A 17,685-nucleotide genomic window follows, 5' to 3' on the forward strand; every position below is an offset into this window, starting at 1 on the left:
GATACAATGATAAAGTTAAATCCATTAACGCTGGTAATATTAAACATTTTATTTCCAGTAGTTATCTTTTTAGGGAAAGGTATAATTTATGAAACTATTTGTCTATTGATTGCAATTGTAGTTTTATCTATATACAAACGCTATTTACAAATATTAAAATTTATAATTTGGTATATATCTTTTTCAATACTAGCATATTTAATATCAATTAGTAATATAATTTGGATTGCAGATTTATTTGGAACATTAGTTTACATTTTCCTCAGAATGACACCGGTTATGATGATTGCTTATATTTTAGTAAAAGACATAAAAAGTAATGAATTATTATCTGCATTTGAACAAATTTATTTACCCAAAAAAATTATGTTAAGTATTACAGTAGCTTTAAGATTTTTCCCAACATATAAATTGGAAATTAGAATGATTAGAGAGTCATTAAAGATGAGAAATATTAATTTAAAAATTACAGAACCGCTAAAATTTTTAGAGTATTGGCTAGTCCCAGTTTTAATGAGGATGAATCTTATTGCTGAAGAAATGACAGCAACAGCTATGACAAAAGGGGTAGAGTCACCAATGAGAAGGACCTCATTTTATAATGTGAGAATGAGGATAATTGATTATATTTTCTTAATTATTGTCTTTATAATTTTTGTATTTCTATTAATAGGGGGCATTAAATAATGTTAGAATTTAGAAATGTGTCTTTTACTTATAAGAATTCAGAAGAAAAAGTGTTAAATAATGTGAGTTTTAAAATTAATGAGGGTGAGTGTGTTTTATTAACAGGAGTATCTGGAAGTGGGAAGTCAACTATTGTTCATTTAATGAATGGGCTTATACCAGCTTTATATGAAGGAGAATTAACTGGGAAAATATATTATAATAACACTTCTTTAGAAAGTATAAAAACATATGATATAGCAAAAGATATTGGTTATGTTAGCCAAGATCCAAGAGGACATTTTTTCACTACAAATACAACGAGTGAACTTGTATTTGCTATGGAAAATTTTGGAATTTCTCTAGATGAAATGAAAAAAAGGTATAATGCAGTTGTTGAATTATTAGAACTGGAAGAAATTGTTGATAAGAATATTTTGTATATTTCTAGTGGGGAGCGTCAAAAAATAGCGATTGGGTGTAGTTTAACATTAATACCGAGAGTAATAATATTAGATGAACCATCATCTAACTTAGATTTTCGCATGACAAAGAAATTAACAATATTAATTGAAAAACTAAAAAATAAAGGTTATACAATAATTATTGCAGAGCATAGAATACATTATATTCAAAAATTAATAGATAAGGTTTTAATTGTAAATAAAGGTATGATTAAGGAAATAACAATCGATGATTTGAAAAATACCACTGATTTTCCTTTAAGAACTCTAGATGTATTTAATTTACAGCTAGAAAATATTAGCTCAAAAAATAATGACTTACTACTGCAGATTGATAATGTAAGTTATGGAGATATATTATTGAAAATTTCAACATCTATAAATAAAGGTGATGTGATTGGTTTGATTGGAAGAAATGGTGCAGGGAAAACAACATTATTAAGGATGCTTACCAATATTATGAATCCAACTAAAGGAAAAATTTTAGGAAATGTTAAACCATTTTTAGTGATGCAAGATATGGATTATCAATTTTTTACAGAATCAGTTTTAAGTGAAATACGTTTTGGAAACGAAGGAGTTGAGAATGATAAAATTAATAATCTATTAGAAGAATTGGGATTAAATAAATTTAAAGATAAAATTCCTTTTGAATTGTCAGGAGGGCAAAAACAAAGGTTACTCATTTCTATAGCTGCAATATCTAATGTAAATTTATTGATGTTTGATGAACCAACTAGTGGTCTAGATTATATAAATATGGAAAAGGTTAGTAGTGTGTTAAAAAATCTATCCAAAGAAAATGCTCTAATAATAGCTACACATGATATAGAGTTTTTATATAAAACATGCAATAGAATAATATACTTAGATAATAAGACGATAAAAAAAGATTTTTATTTAGATAATGAAAGTAAATCAGAAGTTCAGAATATTTTTATAAATATGGAGGGATAAAAAATGAAATTAAAAACAAAAGATTATATTTTTTTAGGAATGGCAACAGTATTGTCATTAGTAGTTTACATGATAGCAATGGTTATCTCAAGCTTCTTAGGTGCATTTGGTCATAGTATATCACCTGGGATATGGGGATTATTAGCAGGAACAATCTTTGTATATATATGCTATAATCACAAAAAGTTTGGTATATTTACTGTTTTTATAATTATACATATGATTATATTTTCAATAATGGGAGGAGCGTATTTACCATGGTGGATATCTTCGATTACTGGTGCCTTTTTAGCAGATTTTGTATTAAAAACATTTGGTTATAATAATGTTATTTCTCAATGTGCAGCATTAAGTTTGATAAACATAGGAAGTGCGTGTGGTGCATGGATACCGATAATATTTTTTGCTGATTCATATAAAAGTGATTGGATAGCAAGAGGTCAATCAGCTGAAGCAATGGAGACCTCAATAAAATATGGTTCAGGACCATGGTTAATCCTAGGTATAGTATGTATAATAACGTTAAGTTGTATAGGTGTATTGATTGCAAGAAAAATTTTGAAAAAATATCAAAAATAATAATTTTTTACTTGACAAGAAAATACTTAAGGTGTAAAATAATTAACAATAAAACTAAAACCTTAGAAAAGAATAGTAATTTGGTAAAAAATTTTTAGCGAGCTAACGTTGGTGTGAGGTTAGTAATTTTTCTAGATGAACGCACTTTTTAGGCAATTATTAAATAATTGGTAACTCTGCCTTAAAGAGATTGAGTGGGTATGCTAAATACCAAGAAAAGTGGCAACGCGGAATTGAATTCGTCTTTTTATAGTTTCTTAGGAAATTATAAAAAGACTTTTTTATTTATATCGAGCCTCTACATACAAGCCATGGACTGTATATTTCTTAGATTTAGTACATCAAAAAGAGTGGCACCGCGAAAATTCGTCTCTTTGTAGCTAGGATAACTAGCTGCAAAGAGTTTTTTTATTTATAATTTGTTCTTTTCTAACATTATATAATATAATAAAGAAAAAAGGAGACAAGACGATGAAAAAATTATTATTATTCATTACATCAATTATTACAGTAGTTACATTAACAGCATGCTCAAGTAGCAACACAAAAAATAAATTACAAGAAGTTAAAGAGAAAAATAAAATAGTATTAGGAGTTTCTCCAGACTATCCTCCGTATGAGTTTTTAACAACAGAAAATGGTAATAAAAAAGTTGTTGGTGCTGATATTTACTTAGCAGAGCAAGTAGCTAAAAAATTAGGTGTTCAAGTTGAAATTCAACAAATGGCATTCGATTCATTAATCGCAGCATTAAATGCTAATAAAGTTGACATGGTAATCTCTGGAGTTAACCCAACAGAGGAAAGAAAAAAAGCAGTTGATTTCTCAGATGTTTATTACACAAGTAAAGGTATTTTCGTAGTAAATAAAGATAGTGAAGAAATCAAATCTGTAGCTGATCTTAAAAACAAAAAAATCGGTGTTCAAAAAGGTTCAACATATGAAACTTATGCTAAAGAACAACTAAAAATGGATGATAAAAATATCCAAGCTTTAACTGATGTACCAAGTTTACTACAAGACTTAAAAAATAAAAAAATAGATGTAGTATTAATTCCAGATGACGTTGCAAAAATCGCTATGAATAAATATACTGATATTAAAATTAGTACATTTACTGCAGATAATGATCCAGAAGCAACTGGTATGGCAATTGCCTTTAAAAAAGGAAAAAATGATAGTAACAAAGAATTATTAGAACAAGTTAACGCAGTAATTAAAGAAATTCAAGATCAAAAAGCATTTGAAAAAGAACTTGATAAATATGCTAAAGTTGCTGCACAAAGCGAATAAAAGAGAGGTATAAAATAGAATGTTTGATTTTCTTCCAAATTATTACACAGCGTATTTAGAAGCTACGGTAACAACTTTAAAAGTTTCACTTATAGCTTTACTAGTAGGATTAATACTTGGAATTGTAATATGTTTAGCAAAAATTAGTACTTTTAAAGTGCTTAATGTAATTGCAGCAATATATGTAGAAATTATTAGAAATACACCAATACTAGTGCAAATTATGATTATCTATTTCGCACTACCAGAAATTGGTATTTCATTCACGCCATTTATGTCAGCGATAATTGCTCTTTCAATTAACTCTGGTGCATATGTTAGTGAAATATTCCGTTCAGGAATTTTAGCAATTGATAAAGGTCAAATGGAAGCAGGTCGTTCATTAGGACTTAGCTACTTCCAAACTATGAAATTAATTATTTTACCGCAAGCATTAAAAAATAGCTTACCAGCTTTAGGTAATGAGTTTATTTCACTAGTAAAAGAATCTTCAATAGTTTACTTCGTAGGAGTAGCAGATATTATGTTTACAGCAAACACTGTAAAAAACGCTACATACCAAACATTTGGACCATACTTAGTAGCTGCTGCAATATATTTTATAATTACATCAATATTATCACTATTGGTAAAACGTTTAGAGAAAAAATTAACGAAGTAGGTGAAGAAATTGTTATTAGAAATAAAAGATTTACATAAGAAATTCGGAAAATTAGAAGTATTAAAAGGTGTAAACATCAGTGTTGAAAAAGGGGAGAAAATCGTAATTTTAGGTTCGAGTGGTAGTGGTAAGAGTACAGCGTTACGTTGTGTAAACTTACTAGAAACACCTACAAGTGGACAAATTTTATACAATGGCGAGGATATTATAAAACAAAATATCAATAAATATAGAAAAAAAGTAGGAATGGTATTCCAAAACTTTAACCTATTCCCAAATATGAGTGTATTAGAAAATATTACACTTGCTCCAAAAACGTTCGGTGACGACACTGCTGAAAACATTGAGAAAAAGGCAATTGAGTTGTTAAAACGTGTAGGACTAGAAGATAAAAAGGATGTTTATCCGAATAGCCTTTCGGGGGGACAAAAGCAACGTGTAGCAATTGCGCGTGCCTTAGCTAACTCACCAGAAGTATTACTATTTGATGAACCAACAAGTGCCCTTGATCCAGAGATGGTAAAAGAAGTACTAGATGTAATCAAAGAGCTTTCAGAAGAAGGATTAACTATGTTAATAGTTACTCATGAAATGAACTTCGCAAAAGAAGTTGCGGATAAAGTAATATTTATGGATGGGGGAGTAGTATTAGAAGAAGGAACTCCATCGGAAATATTCGATAATCCAAAAGAAGAAAGAACAAAAGAGTTCTTCTCGAAAATATTATAATATAGTAAATATCACTAAGGAATTAAAAGGATTCTTTAGTGATATTATTTTATATTGAACTAAATATATATGCTCTATGAATGTAAACGTTTCACATTATGTTAACTCTTTGATATAATAGGAGCTAGTATAGAGGTGTTATAAATGAAGGATACGAATTATATTATGTGGAGGTAGTATTATGGATATACTAGAAAATTTAGCAAGATTGAGTTTATTTCCTATTGTTATTATATTTTTGAATATTAAAGTATCAGGAGAAAAACATTTTAAGATAGCTTCTGTTTCACTATTATTCGTAATTTTTCTAAGATTTTTCTTTTTAGATTATCATGATTTTCCAATTACAAAGATGGTTTATCTATTTTTAGCACTATATGCTTTGCAGATGCTTTTTGAATGGGATAAATTGCTAAAATTAATGGGAGTTATTCCAGAGGATAAAGAATAATATAAAAAGTTCTTTAAATGATTATATTTAGTTATGAGAGTATAGTGTTTAAAGAATTTTTTATTTATTTTAATCGAATTTTTATAGATGGAAATAAACTTAAAGTTCGTTTATAACGAATATTACTTTATGTAAACTCTCATATTTTTTAAAAAGAGAAGGTGATTTTTGTCTGAATTAATATAAAACATAAAATATTTACGTAAAATATGAACTTTAAAAACAAAAGTTCTTGACTTTTAGAGATAAAACATATATTATTATCTATGTGCTTCGGCATTAATAAAAACTAAGGAGAATTTTCTATTTATGTTAGAACGTCTTTTTAAATTAAAAGAGAACAATACTAATACTAGAACTGAAGTAGTTTCTGGTTTAATTACATTTTTCTCTATGAGTTATATTTTAGTAGTAAATCCAGCTGTACTATCAGCAGCAGGTATTCCATTAGATAGAGTATTTACAGCGACTATAATTGCGATTTTAGTAGGTACTTTAATTATGGCATTAGCAGCAAACTATCCAATAGTAGTTGCACCTGGTATGGGTATAAACTCATATTTTGCAACATTAGCAGCTACATCAGGGTATAACTATAAAACTTTATTAGCAACTTGTTTTTTAGGAGCAGTTATTTTTGTAATATTATCAGCAACAAAATTCCGTGAAAGTTTAATTGATTCAATTCCTAATAATTTAAAATATGGGATTTCAGCAGCAATTGGATTATTTATCGCATTCTTAGGGCTTAAAAACTCTGCTCTTATTGTGGCTAATCCACATACAATTCTTTCATTAGGGGATTTAAAAAATCCAGTAGCTTATATGACAATCTTAGGTATCTTTATTATCCTTGTATTATTAGCTTTAGAAGTAAAAGGAGCTATTTTCATTGGAATGGCAGTAGTTGCGGTTATTTCATACTTTACAGGAATGTTAAAAGTTGAAAAAGTATTTGGTATTCCTCACATGGATTTAAGTTTATTATACAATCCAGTCAGTGAAAGTATTAATGCCTTACAGTTAGGATTATACGGAATAGTATTCACATTCTTAATGGTTACATTATTTGACACAACAGGTACAATGGTTGCCGTAACTACACAAGCAGGATTAGTTAAAAATGGAAAAATGGAAAAAGCAAAAGAAGCTTTATTAGCTGACTCATTTGCTTCACTAGCAGGATCATTATTTGGAACTACACCAACTTCAGCTTATATTGAATCTTCAGCAGGGGTTGCAAATGGAGGACGTACAGGTCTTACAGCTTTAACAACAAGTTTCTTGGTTGTAATATCAATTTTCTTATTCCCATTAGCGAGTAGTTTAGCTTCAGTACCAGCGATTACATCACCAGCATTAATCATCATTGGTTCATTCATGATGGAAAGTATTGCTAAAATTGATTGGAGTGACATTACAGAAGCTTTCCCAGCATTTGTAACAATTGTAGGAATCCCACTTACAGGTTCAATTAATGATGGTATTGCATTTGGATTTATCTTTTATGTAGTATTAAAATTATCAAAAAAACAATGGAAAGATATTCATCCATTAATGTATTTATTCGCAATATTATTTGTAATTCAGTTACTTTGGTTACATGTTTAAAAAAAAACGGATTCGAAAACATTTTTCGAATCCGTTTTTACAATTATTTATACTATTATCAGAAAACGTTATATTATTTTTTAAAAAATGTTTGCCTTTTTTATTAAGGTATAGTATTATGAGTATACTATATAAATTAAGAAAGGAAATATTATATATGAAAAAAGGTTTATTAACCGGATTGTTATTATTTGGTATATTTTTTGGTGCTGGAAACTTAATCTTTCCACCAGCGCTAGGAGTAAGTGCAGGAGGAAACTTTTGGCCAGCAATTTTAGGATTTGTTGTATCTGGAGTAGGTATAGCAATTGTTACATTAATTGTAGGAACACTAAATCCAAATGGTTATGGAGCAGAGATGGATGAAAAAATTTCACCATTATTCTCAACTGTGTATTTAGTTTTACTTTATTTATCAATTGGACCACTTTTTGCGATTCCGAGAACTGCAGCAACTGCATTTGACATTGGAGTAGCACCAGTTGTAGCTGGAAGCAGTTTACCATGGTTATTAATTTTTACAATTATTTATTTTGTATGTGCGTTCTTATTAGCGGTAAACCCAACTAAGATTTTAAATAGTGTAGGTAAGATATTAACACCTATTTTTGCGTTATTAATCGTAATTTTAGTAATCTTAGGAGTTTCTAAATTCAACTCAACAGGAGGAGCTGCTAAAACTTATGCTACTAGTGGTTTAGCATTCGGAACAGGATTTATCGAAGGATATAACACTCTTGATGCATTAGCATCAGTGGCATTCTGTATCATTGCGATGAGTGCTTTAAAACAATTAGGGTTTAAAGATAAAAAAGAATTTTTATCAAGTGTATGGATTGCTGGTATTGCAACAGGAATTGGATTCAGTATCCTATACGTTGGATTAGGATTATTAGGTAATAAATTTGCAGTACCTGCAGAGGTGCTTGCTAATCCTAAAGTTAACAAAGGTGCATATGTACTATCCGAATCAGCTCGTCAATTATTCGGTAACTTCGGAAGTATATTCTTAGGAATCATGGTAATTCTTACATGTTTCACTACAACAGTAGGATTAATCGTGGCAACTTCAGAATTCTTTAACAAAAAATTCCCACAACTTTCATACAAAACGTATGCTACATTATTCACAGTTGTAGGATTTGCTATCGCAAACGTTGGATTACAAAGTGTTATCCAATTCTCAGTACCAATGCTATTATTCCTATACCCAATCACAATTGCATTAGTATTAATCGTTATTGTTAACAAATATGTTGCACTATCTAAGTTAGGAATGCAATTAACAATGGCAGTAGTTACACTAATCTCTATTCTTTCTGTAGTAGGAAGCACATTTAAAGTAGCAGCTTTAAGTGGTTTAATCGCAAAACTTCCTCTAGCAGCTCAAAGTTTAGAATGGTTAGTACCAGCAGTAGTTTGTTTAGTAATTGCAGCTGTATTACCAAATAGACAAAAAGGTAAAGTTTACGACTTTAGTGAACTATAATTCTTAGTATAGCGAAAAGCATTAGCTCGAAAGTAAGAGCTAATGCTTTTTTTATATTAATTTTTTTGCTTCATCTAGTAAGAACATCTTCACATTTAAAGATGTTGTAAATTCTTCAATAGAAGATAATTTATCTTTGTCGATATTATTTGTCATTTTATAAGCTCTGATAAGTTGATTTTTAGGTGTATTTTCTGCAGAGATAAACTCAACAATATCAGATTTATATCCAAATGCTTCTAAGACTTCACTACGAACAGAATCGGTAAGAAGTGTAGAGAATTTTTCTTTTACGATTCCATGTTTTAACATAAATGGTAGAAAATCATCATTAAGTTGACTATTAACTTCTTTTTGACAACAAGGAACTGCGAAGAATACTTTTGCTTCCCAACCAAGAGATTTTAGAATAGCTATATCAGTCGCAGTGTTACATGCATGAAGACTTATAACCATATCTATCTCATCTTTATTTTCATAGTCGATAACATCACCATAAATAAAGCTAAGATTAGAAAAACTAAGTTTTTCAGCTATATTGTTACAATGTTCAATAACTTCTTTTTTTAGATCTATTCCAATAATTTTTACATTCATATTAAGAACTTCAGTTAAATAATAGTAGGTAGAAAATGTTAGATAACTTTTACCACTACCAAAATCTAGAATTGTAATCTGTTTATTAGAATCTAATTGAGTAGTAGCTTGCTTAATAAATTCAAGATATTTATTTATCTGTTTAAACTTATTGTATTTACTTTTAATAATCTTACCTTCCTTATTTTGAATACCAAGCTCAATTAAAAATGGGTATTTTTGCTTTTCATCTAAGAAGTAATCTTTTTTCTTATTATGTTCAAATGAAATGGTTTTAGTAGCTGTTTTCTTTCTATTTACACTTATTTTAAATTTCTTTGAAATTTTAATATTGATATTTTCATCTATGGTAACCACATTTATATCTTTTGCTAATTCGAAAAGTTCTTTGATCGAATTCTCAATGTTTGAAGAATCTGTAGTAACTATATTTGCGTGTTTTATTATTCTTTTATATCTGTATTCTAGCTGTAGATTAATGCTTTCTTTAATACTAACTAATTTACCAATAACTTTATCAAGTTCTAATTCTTTATTGCGAATATTAGAGAAAGTTATTTTATTAATGTTGTTATTAGCTATATGAGTCAAAATTTCTGAAATAATTTCGTGTTCCATTGTAGCTCCTTTTAGTTTCTTTTATAAATGATTTCTTATATATATTACACTAGATTTTATTAATTCGCAACATAACGATAGGAGTTTGTTAGTATCTTGGTTGATATTTTCATAGGAATGGGAGTGACTAAAAAATCGTGATTTCGTAGAAATCGATTTTTTAGAGTCACCTCCGCATAGTTTATAAGATATCTAAAAAGCTTTTATAAAGCGAATTTAGATATCAATAAACCACTGCGTCTATGAGTTTTCATGTGAACTATTTTAAATCTAGTACTTTTGAGTAACTCCCTAAACAAATAGAATAGGTAAAATTATTATCGTTGTTGGTTGAGTATTAGTATCATGCGTGGTATAATTTAGTAGTTAGAAAATAAGAAAAAGGTAGATAGTATGAATATATTAGATATTATTGATAATATAAAAGTAAAAACTATTTATGGAAATTTGCCAGAATGTGTAAATAATATATCTCAAGACTCTAGAAAAATAGGTAAGGGAGATGTATTTGTCGCTATTAAAGGTTATACGGTAGATGGACATAATTACATAGAGAAAGTAATTGAACAAGGTGCAGCATTAGTAATAGCTAGCCGTTATGAAAATTATAATGTAGAAAACTGTGCTGTGATTGTTATTAAAGAGCATGAAATTGAAAAAATTGCTAGTATGATAGCTAAAAAAATCAATGGGGGTTCTAACATATATACGGTTGCGGTAACAGGGACAAATGGAAAGACTAGTATTTCAACATTAGTACATAATACGTTAAGAATTTTAGGAGAAAGTAGTGCTTATATAGGAACGAATGGTTTCGGGAAAAATGATGAAGAACCTGTTTACTTCGGGAACACTACGCCTGATGTAGTAACTCTACATAATCAGATAGGAGAATTACGTCGAGATAATATAAAAAACCTAGCATTCGAAGCGTCATCACATGCGATGGCGCTAGGACGTATTTATAATGTAGATATCGATGTTGCGATATTCACGAACTTAACACATGAACATTTAGATTTCCATGGGGATATGCAAACTTATGCTTATGATAAGAGTTTATTATTCTCAACATTAGGAAATAATCTATCAGAAGCAAAATATGGAATCTTGAATAAAGATGATAGTTACTATAAAGTTATTTCAAAATGTTTATATCAACAAGAAATAAATTATTCAATAGTAGATGAAACAGCAGATTTTTATGCTTACAATATAAAACAATATAAAGAAGATAAGATTTATAAAACAAGCTTTATGCTAAATTCTCCAGAAGGAACATTTGAATGTACTACTAATTATATCGGAGACTTTATGGTAAGTAATGTTCTTGCTGCTCTTATTGCTGTGTGGGTAAAAGGTTATAGTGTTGAACAGTTAGTTGGCATCTTACCTAAGCTTGGAGCGCTATACGGTCGAATGGAAATCTTAGGAGATGAACTACCGATTGATATTATAAGTGATTTTGCACATACTCCAGATGGATATGAAAAATTATTAGAAGCCACTCGTGAGATGAGAAAAGGAAAACGAACTCTTCTTGTAACTGGAATGGGTGGTGGACGTGATATTTCTAAAGGACCATTAATTGGTGAAATTATCTCAGAAGCAGATTATGTTGTTATTACAACTGATAGCCCTCGTGATGAGGACGTAGAAGTTCTTATGGGGTCAATTGAAAAAGGAATGACTCATAAAAATTATGAAAAAGTATGGTTTAGAACTGATGCTGTTAAACGAATAATTGAACTGTCTGAACCTGGAGATGTAGTAATTTTAGCATCAAAAGGACGCGAAGATTATGAAATTCTCCAAGGTGGTAAAAAAGTTTGGCACTCAGATCCAATCGTTGCAGTAGAAGAAGCGAAAAAGAAATTTAATATTAAATAAAAAATTGAAAGGAAAATAACGTGGTAGAAAAAATTAGAGAACAAGTAGAAAAAAGAAGAACATTTGCGATTATCTCCCACCCCGATGCTGGTAAAACAACATTAACGGAGAAATTACTATTATTCGGTGGAGCTATTCGTGAAGCAGGAACAGTAAAAGGTAAAAAGACCGGAAAATATGCAAAAAGTGACTGGATGGATATTGAGAAACAACGTGGTATTTCTGTAACTTCATCAGTAATGCAACTTGATTATGATAACAAAATTATCAATATCCTAGATACACCGGGACACGAAGATTTCTCAGAGGATACATATCGAACGCTTATGGCAGTAGATAGTGCCGTAATGGTTATTGACGGTGCTAAAGGGATTGAGGCTCAGACATTAAAACTATTCAAAGTATGTCGTATGCGTGGTATTCCAATCTTTACATTTATCAACAAAGTTGACCGTGAGATTAAAGATCCATTAGAATTATTAGAGGAAATTGAAGAAAAATTAGAAATAGAAACATATCCGATGAATCTTCCTGTAGGTATGGGACAAAATTTCTTCGGTATTATGGATAGAAAGAATCATTTCATAGAGCCGTTTAAAGAAGATAGTGATTTCGTAGAATTAGATGAAGAGTATAATATTGTGGGTGATAATTCACTTGCTCAAGATACTATGTATCAAAAATGTGTAGAAGATATGATTCTTATTACTGAAGCAGGTGTTGATTACGACTATGATAAACAACTAAAAGGTGAACAAACGCCAGTATTCTTTGGATCAGCATTATCATCATTTGGAGTAGAAAGTTTCTTAAACTACTACGTGGATAATGCACCAACACCAAAAGGTCGTCGTGGAGTAAATGAAGAAGATATTCAACCAACAGGTGAAGACTTCTCAGGATTTATCTTTAAAATCCAAGCCAATATGGACCCTAAACACCGTGACAGAATCGCATTTTTACGTGTGTGTTCAGGTGAGTTCAATCGTGGTATGGATGTAAACCTAGCAAGAACAGGAAAAAAACTAAAAATTTCACGTTCAACTAACTTCATGGCAGATGATAAAGCCACTGTAGATGTAGCTTATGCAGGAGATATTATAGGGCTTTACGATAGTGGAAACTATCAAATCGGTGACACACTTTATCAAAATAAAAAAGTTGAATTTGAAGCACTTCCTTCATTCACTCCAGAAATATTCGTAAAAGTTTCTGCAAAAAATGTACTGAAACAAAAACACTTCCACAAAGGTGTTGAGCAACTTGTACAAGAAGGAGCTATTCAATACTATAAAACATTACATACGAACCAAATTATCTTAGGGGCAGTAGGTCAATTACAATTTGAAGTATTTGAGCACCGTATGAAAAATGAATACAATACTGAAGTAATAATGGAACGTATTGGACAAAAAACTACTCGTTGGATTGAAAATGAAGAATCAATTAATGAGAACATGTCAAGTTCAAGAAGTATCTTAGTTAAAGATTTATACGATAATTACGTATTTTTATTCGAAAATGATTTCGCAATGAACTGGTTCAGCGATAAATATCCAGATGTAAAACTGTTTAGTAAACTTTAATATAAAAAGAGTATCTCAATCATTTTTAGAGATACTCTTTAATTTTTTTAATTATATCGATGTATTAGTTAAACAAAAAAATGTTGCTTAGTTATAATAGTTTTATATGTAAAAATTTGAAAAAAACTGCTTATAGGTATATAATTAAGTGTTGGCAAAATTTTAATATAAAGAGGATAGCATGAGAAATTTAATAAAGAAAATGCTGGATCTTTACAAAGAACCTAAATACAAAAGTATAGTTAACTACATATTCTTTGGAGTTTGTACGACACTAGTAAATGTTGTTACATACTTTATTTTGTATTACTATGGTATGGAAGTTAGACCAGCGAATTTAATATCTATAACATTATCGATTTTATTTGCATATTTTGTTAATGCTAGGTACGTATTTAATTCGAAGGCTGTAGGATTTAAGAAGGTATTTTATGAACTTAGTAAATTCTTTACAGCTCGGTTATCTACGCTTGTTATAGAAGTATTTGGAGTAGAATTATTCATTTACTTAGGAATGAATGCCTATCTAAGTAAATTTATTATTCAATTCGTAGTACTTGTTGCTAATTATGTTATTAGTAAATTTTTAGTTTTCACAAAGGAGAAAAATAACTAATGAAATGGTTTATTACTGATATGGATGGAACTTTTTTAAATGATAAAAAAGAAGTTGCACCAAATGCGAAAGATGTAATAGTAAAACTGCAAGATAAAGGAAGTAAATTCATAATTGCCACAGGAAGACCTGATATTGCGGTTAAGCATTATTATTACAACTTAGGAATGAACGATGTAGTTATTTCTAATAATGGAAGTTTAATTAGAAATCTATCAACAGGTGAAATAGTTTATCAAAAGAGTTTTAAAATAGAAGAAATTGAAAAAATTTACAGTATGTTTAAAGAACTAAATGATGATGAAATAGAATTTCACGTGTATACATTAAATTATATTTATTGCACGCACTTATCGTTTAGTATGGCTAGAATGAAAAAGTTTGAAGCGGATATGCCAGACGAACTGAAAACACCAATGTATATTCATGATGACATTATAGGTGAAATCAAGAAGAATAATGAAGATTGTCAAAAAATTATGATGATTGCTAAAGATCATGATAAAGTAGTGAATTTCTTTAATGAGGTAAGTAAAGTTCTAGAAGTAGATGGAACATTTTCAGCGACTGATTTCTTCGATATTATGCCAAAAGGATGTAATAAAGGAACAGCAATTGAAAAATTAGCTGAATATTATAATTCTCCAATTGAAGATTGTGTAGTATTTGGTGATAATTTTAATGACAAAGAAATGTTCGACGTAGCAGGATGGAGTGTTTGTCCAAATAATGCTAAAGAAGAAATTCAAAATATGTGTGATGAAGTTATTGGAAATAATAATGATTTTTCTGTTATTAAATATGTAGAAGATTATTATAAAAAAATTAAATAAATACTTGATAACTTAGCGAAAATTTGATAAATTAGAAGGTAGCGTATTAATTACCTATATAGCGATTTACATATAAATAATTTTATATTTGATTACTATAAATTGTACAATGAAAAATAAAATAAAGGAGAACTTTCATGAGAGGAAGAAGAAATGAGAAGAAAAAGTTCAGTAGGATACTTGCTTTCTTGTCATTAGTTGTTATTATTCTTACTTCAATAGGATTAACATCGAAATCTAATGCACAAAAAGTAAATCTTGGACTGGATCTTCAAGGAGGATTTGAGGTACTATACCAAGTAGAACCTCTTAAAGAAGGTCAATCTATAGATGAAGCAGCTGTTAAAGCAACTGCTGATACTATTAGTAGACGTATTAACATACTTGGGGTAAGTGAACCTGTTATCACTGTTGAATCAGGAAACAGAATTCGTGTCGAACTTGCAGGTGTGAAAGATCAAGAATCAGCTCGTAAAGTATTATCAACACAAGCGAATTTAACTATTCGTGATATTGAAGATAAAGTATTGTTAGACGGTTCTGATTTAGAAGAAAATGGAGCTTCTCAAGGATTTGATCAAAACAATAAGCCAGATGTTAACTTGAAGTTAAAAGATGCTGATAAATTCGGTAATATTACATCTGAAATTAGCAAACGTGGTCAAGGACAAAACTTAATGGTTATTTGGATGGACTTCAATGAAGGAGATTCATTTAAAGCTGAAGCGGCTAAAGAGAAACCTAAATACGTTTCTGCACCACAAGTTGCTCAAACTATTAACTCTAAAGATGTTCAAATAACTGGTAACTTTACTGTTAAAGAAGCTAAAGAAATGGCAGCTTTACTAAACTCAGGTGCATTACCAGTTAAATTAACAGAAATTTACTCTAACTCAGTAGGTGCTCAATTCGGTGCTGATGCATTACATCAAACAGTATATGCAGGTGCTATCGCTTTAGCTATTATCTGTTTATTCATGTTAGTTATTTATCGAGTTCCTGGATTCGTAGCGAGTGTAATGATGGTTGCTTACGTGTATATTACTGTGGTATTCTTCAATATGATTTCAGGGGTGTTAACACTTCCTGGTATTGCAGCTTTAATTCTAGGGGTAGGTATGGCAGTCGATGCTAATATCATTATGTACGAAAGAATTAAAGAAGAAGTACGTGCTGGATATCCATTGAAGAAAGCATATTTAGATGGTGCTAAACAGTCGCTATGGACAATCTTTGACTCACAATTTACTACAGTTATCGCGGCAGTAGTACTATTCATCTTTGGTACAAGTAGTGTTAAAGGTTTTGCGACAATGTTATTACTATCAATACTTGTCAGCTTTATAACTGCGGTCTTTGGTACTAGATTATTACTAAGTTTATTGGTAAACTCTAATATCTTTAATAAATGCCCAGGGTACTTTGGTGTTAGCAAGAAGAGTATTCACGAAACTAAATTCGGTATCAATTCACTTAACTTAAGTACTAAATTTGAATGGCTAAGCTTTACTAAGCACATGAAGAAATTCTTTGCATTAAGTATAGCAATCATGATTGCAGGATCTATTTCTCTAGGAATGAATAAACTAAATCTAGGAATTGATTTCTCGAGTGGTACTCGTATTGATGTAGCAGCAAATACTGAATTATCTGTAGAAAAAATTCAAGAAGACTTAAATAACTTAAAAATAAAAGATGAGAAAATAGTTTTATCACCAGATAAAAAACAAGCAACAGTTCACTCTAAAGAGAGTTTTGAACAAGATAAATCAATTGAAATAAAAGAATACTTTGCTAAAAAATATGAAAAAGATGCTAACCTAAGTGTTGTATCTCCGGTAATCGGAAAAGAGTTAGCTAAGAATGCATTATTCGCATTAATGTATGCTTCAATAGGTATCATTATTTATGTAGCATTCCGATTTGAATGGCGTATGGGACTTACGAGTGTTGTTGCTTTACTGCACGATGTATGTATAATTATCTTCATAACAAGTTTATTACGACTAGAAGTAGATATTACATTTATTGCAGCAGTACTGACAATTGTAGGTTACTCAATTAATGATACAATCGTTACATTTGACCGTATTCGTGAACATATGCGTCATGAAAAAGTACTAACATCTAAGGAACAAATCTATAAACTTGTAGATGTATCGTTAAGACAAACATTAACACGTTCTATTAACACAGTATTAACGGTTATTATTACTGTAGTAGTAATGCTGTTATTAGGAAGTAGTTCGATTTATTCATTCAACGTAGCTTTACTTATTGGATTAGTCTTTGGTTTATATTCATCACTATTTATCGCAGCACAATTATGGGCAGTGTTAAAAGTACGCGAATTAAACAAAAAAGGAAAAATTGAAGTAAGTGTACGTCAATCTTCAAAAGAGAGAAAAGAAAACGATAAAGTTTTAGTATAGAAATATATAGACTCAAAATTAAGGAAACTTAGTTTTGGGTCTTTTTTTATTACAAAATGTATTTAGTTATACATAGTAAATAAGTTTGAATTTCAAAATATAAACTAAAAATATATTATATATACTATTTATATTAGAAATATAAAAATAATCGTAGTGAAAGTGAAAAAAATTTTTTTAATAAAAAGCATTTCAAAGTGAAATTTTAGGTAG

Annotated in this window: 15 protein-coding genes and 1 other annotated feature; of the genes, 14 read left to right on the forward strand and 1 reads right to left on the reverse strand. The window is 29.6% G+C overall.

Annotation, left to right across the window (positions count from 1 at the left end; translation table 11 throughout):
• The first annotated feature begins 6 nt into the window (after positions 1-6).
• The 9 genes from ACWOBP_RS06650 (at position 7) to brnQ (ending at position 8,900) form a co-directional block, all read left to right on the forward strand.
• A complete protein-coding gene (locus ACWOBP_RS06650) occupies positions 7-687 on the forward strand; it encodes an energy-coupling factor transporter transmembrane component T (protein ID WP_455338019.1) in 681 nt (226 codons plus the stop codon).
• Positions 687-2,087, forward strand: coding sequence for an ABC transporter ATP-binding protein (locus ACWOBP_RS06655; protein ID WP_455338020.1), 1,401 nt, complete (start codon positions 687-689; stop codon positions 2,085-2,087). Before ACWOBP_RS06650 ends, ACWOBP_RS06655 begins: the two co-directional genes overlap by 1 nt.
• 3 nt (positions 2,088-2,090) lie before the next feature.
• On the forward strand, positions 2,091-2,666 hold the full coding sequence (locus tag ACWOBP_RS06660; protein WP_455338021.1) for an MptD family putative ECF transporter S component: 576 nt from the start codon (positions 2,091-2,093) through the stop codon (positions 2,664-2,666).
• A gap of 54 nt (positions 2,667-2,720) precedes the next feature.
• Positions 2,721-2,916: a binding site (T-box leader), on the forward strand.
• A gap of 221 nt (positions 2,917-3,137) precedes the next feature.
• Entirely contained in the window at positions 3,138-3,959 is an 822-nt protein-coding gene (locus ACWOBP_RS06665) for a transporter substrate-binding domain-containing protein (protein ID WP_455338022.1), read from the forward strand.
• 19 nt (positions 3,960-3,978) lie between these two features.
• Positions 3,979-4,620 carry an amino acid ABC transporter permease gene (locus tag ACWOBP_RS06670; protein ID WP_455338023.1) on the forward strand — a complete coding sequence of 214 codons (642 nt, stop codon included), beginning with the start codon at positions 3,979-3,981 and terminating at the stop codon, positions 4,618-4,620.
• Positions 4,621-4,629: 9 nt separating this feature from the next.
• Positions 4,630-5,349 carry an amino acid ABC transporter ATP-binding protein gene (locus ACWOBP_RS06675; RefSeq protein ID WP_455338024.1) on the forward strand — a complete coding sequence of 240 codons (720 nt, stop codon included), beginning with the start codon at positions 4,630-4,632 and terminating at the stop codon, positions 5,347-5,349.
• A 181-nt stretch (positions 5,350-5,530) separates the two neighbouring features.
• Positions 5,531-5,800 carry a hypothetical protein gene (locus tag ACWOBP_RS06680; RefSeq protein ID WP_455338025.1) on the forward strand — a complete coding sequence of 90 codons (270 nt, stop codon included), beginning with the start codon at positions 5,531-5,533 and terminating at the stop codon, positions 5,798-5,800.
• A gap of 309 nt (positions 5,801-6,109) precedes the next feature.
• Complete coding sequence (locus ACWOBP_RS06685; RefSeq protein ID WP_455338026.1) at positions 6,110-7,411, forward strand: NCS2 family permease; 1,302 nt, start codon at positions 6,110-6,112, stop codon at positions 7,409-7,411.
• A 157-nt stretch (positions 7,412-7,568) separates the two neighbouring features.
• Positions 7,569-8,900: a branched-chain amino acid transport system II carrier protein gene (brnQ, locus tag ACWOBP_RS06690; protein WP_455338027.1), complete on the forward strand. Its 1,332-nt coding sequence runs from the start codon at positions 7,569-7,571 to the stop codon at positions 8,898-8,900.
• 51 nt (positions 8,901-8,951) lie between these two features.
• Here the strand turns inward: brnQ and ACWOBP_RS06695 are convergent, their stop codons facing one another.
• A complete protein-coding gene (locus ACWOBP_RS06695) occupies positions 8,952-10,115 on the reverse strand; it encodes a class I SAM-dependent methyltransferase (protein ID WP_455338028.1) in 1,164 nt (387 codons plus the stop codon).
• Between the two features lie 393 nt (positions 10,116-10,508).
• Between ACWOBP_RS06695 and ACWOBP_RS06700 the strand changes: the two genes are divergently transcribed.
• The 5 genes from ACWOBP_RS06700 (at position 10,509) to secD (ending at position 17,472) form a co-directional block, all read left to right on the forward strand.
• Positions 10,509-12,005 carry a UDP-N-acetylmuramoyl-L-alanyl-D-glutamate--2,6-diaminopimelate ligase gene (locus ACWOBP_RS06700; protein ID WP_455338029.1) on the forward strand — a complete coding sequence of 499 codons (1,497 nt, stop codon included), beginning with the start codon at positions 10,509-10,511 and terminating at the stop codon, positions 12,003-12,005.
• A 32-nt stretch (positions 12,006-12,037) separates the two neighbouring features.
• Entirely contained in the window at positions 12,038-13,591 is a 1,554-nt protein-coding gene (locus tag ACWOBP_RS06705) for a peptide chain release factor 3 (protein WP_455338034.1), read from the forward strand.
• Positions 13,592-13,772: 181 nt separating this feature from the next.
• The gene (locus tag ACWOBP_RS06710) at positions 13,773-14,207 is read left to right on the forward strand and encodes a GtrA family protein (RefSeq protein ID WP_455338030.1); all 435 of its coding nucleotides are present in this window, start codon (positions 13,773-13,775) and stop codon (positions 14,205-14,207) included.
• Positions 14,207-15,040 (forward strand): Cof-type HAD-IIB family hydrolase, encoded by an 834-nt coding sequence (locus ACWOBP_RS06715; protein WP_455338031.1) that lies wholly within the window; start codon positions 14,207-14,209, stop codon positions 15,038-15,040. Before ACWOBP_RS06710 ends, ACWOBP_RS06715 begins: the two co-directional genes overlap by 1 nt.
• A gap of 137 nt (positions 15,041-15,177) precedes the next feature.
• Complete coding sequence (secD, locus tag ACWOBP_RS06720; protein ID WP_455338032.1) at positions 15,178-17,472, forward strand: protein translocase subunit SecD; 2,295 nt, start codon at positions 15,178-15,180, stop codon at positions 17,470-17,472.
• The last annotated feature ends 213 nt before the right edge of the window (positions 17,473-17,685 follow it).

Source organism: Gemella parahaemolysans (assembly GCF_053758945.1).

Excerpts from the sequence above, each read along its gene's own strand:
- ACWOBP_RS06695 (WP_455338028.1), bottom strand. The coding sequence starts at position 10,115 with ATGGAACACGAAATTATTTCAGAAATTTTGACTCATATAGCTAATAAC.
- ACWOBP_RS06700 (WP_455338029.1), top strand. The coding sequence starts at position 10,509 with ATGAATATATTAGATATTATTGATAATATAAAAGTAAAAACTATTTAT.
- ACWOBP_RS06680 (WP_455338025.1), top strand. The coding sequence starts at position 5,531 with ATGGATATACTAGAAAATTTAGCAAGATTGAGTTTATTTCCTATTGTT.
- ACWOBP_RS06685 (WP_455338026.1), top strand. The coding sequence starts at position 6,110 with ATGTTAGAACGTCTTTTTAAATTAAAAGAGAACAATACTAATACTAGA.
- ACWOBP_RS06655 (WP_455338020.1), top strand. The coding sequence starts at position 687 with ATGTTAGAATTTAGAAATGTGTCTTTTACTTATAAGAATTCAGAAGAA.
- ACWOBP_RS06670 (WP_455338023.1), top strand. The coding sequence starts at position 3,979 with ATGTTTGATTTTCTTCCAAATTATTACACAGCGTATTTAGAAGCTACG.
- ACWOBP_RS06715 (WP_455338031.1), top strand. The coding sequence starts at position 14,207 with ATGAAATGGTTTATTACTGATATGGATGGAACTTTTTTAAATGATAAA.
- ACWOBP_RS06650 (WP_455338019.1), top strand. The coding sequence starts at position 7 with ATGATAAAGTTAAATCCATTAACGCTGGTAATATTAAACATTTTATTT.
- brnQ (WP_455338027.1), top strand. The coding sequence starts at position 7,569 with ATGAAAAAAGGTTTATTAACCGGATTGTTATTATTTGGTATATTTTTT.
- secD (WP_455338032.1), top strand. The coding sequence starts at position 15,178 with ATGAGAGGAAGAAGAAATGAGAAGAAAAAGTTCAGTAGGATACTTGCT.
- ACWOBP_RS06660 (WP_455338021.1), top strand. The coding sequence starts at position 2,091 with ATGAAATTAAAAACAAAAGATTATATTTTTTTAGGAATGGCAACAGTA.
- ACWOBP_RS06710 (WP_455338030.1), top strand. The coding sequence starts at position 13,773 with ATGAGAAATTTAATAAAGAAAATGCTGGATCTTTACAAAGAACCTAAA.
- ACWOBP_RS06665 (WP_455338022.1), top strand. The coding sequence starts at position 3,138 with ATGAAAAAATTATTATTATTCATTACATCAATTATTACAGTAGTTACA.